A 589-nucleotide genomic window follows, 5' to 3' on the forward strand; every position below is an offset into this window, starting at 1 on the left:
TCGCTCAATTTGGAAATTTGACTGCCAATCTGGAAATAGTTCTAGCTGAGTTTCTTGATTAATAGCTAGAATCTCTTCATTCTGTATAGCGGTTGCAGCCAGGGCAACGGCTTGTCGGAGGGCAACTTCCGCTAATTTAAGTTGTGTCCGAATTTGAGTGAGGTGGTTGCGCCGATCGATAGCGTATCGTCCCTCCAAATTTTGTGGGTCATCATCGTGACTCAGATGAATGAGGGTGCATCTAAGGGATGGGGGAGTACAAAAAACAGTACAAGCAATCAGCCCTCACTCTAATCGCCGACATTCGCATCAATGAGAACTGATAAAGCAGTCTGGGCAAAGGTTGCTCCCTCTGATGACTGTTCAATCGTTGCCATTAGGCTTGCGCCACCGATGAGCAGTAAATACTGCCGCGAAAATAGGTCTGGATTTTTGACCCCTGCCTCGGCTGCTAATCTCACAATGATTTGGCGGATTGACTCACGTAAATTGATTGAGACGTGATGGGCTTTGTGGGAAGCATCCGCAATTTCTAGAACAGCATTAATAAACGGGCAACCCCGAAAGTTGGGACTCGCGTACCAGTCTC

The 589-nt window shown here is 47.2% G+C and carries 1 protein-coding gene and 1 pseudogene; both read right to left on the reverse strand.

What is annotated here, in order from left to right:
* Window positions 1–198 (reverse strand): hypothetical protein (locus GS601_RS23460; RefSeq protein ID WP_238393471.1); only part of this gene is annotated, 198 nt, incomplete at its 3' end.
* Between the two features lie 92 nt (window positions 199–290).
* Window positions 291–589: pseudogene (locus GS601_RS22710) on the reverse strand (hypothetical protein); the annotation flags it as partial.

The sequence above is a fragment of the Myxacorys almedinensis A genome (assembly GCF_010091945.1).
Classification (GTDB): domain Bacteria; phylum Cyanobacteriota; class Cyanobacteriia; order Leptolyngbyales; family Leptolyngbyaceae; genus Myxacorys; species Myxacorys almedinensis.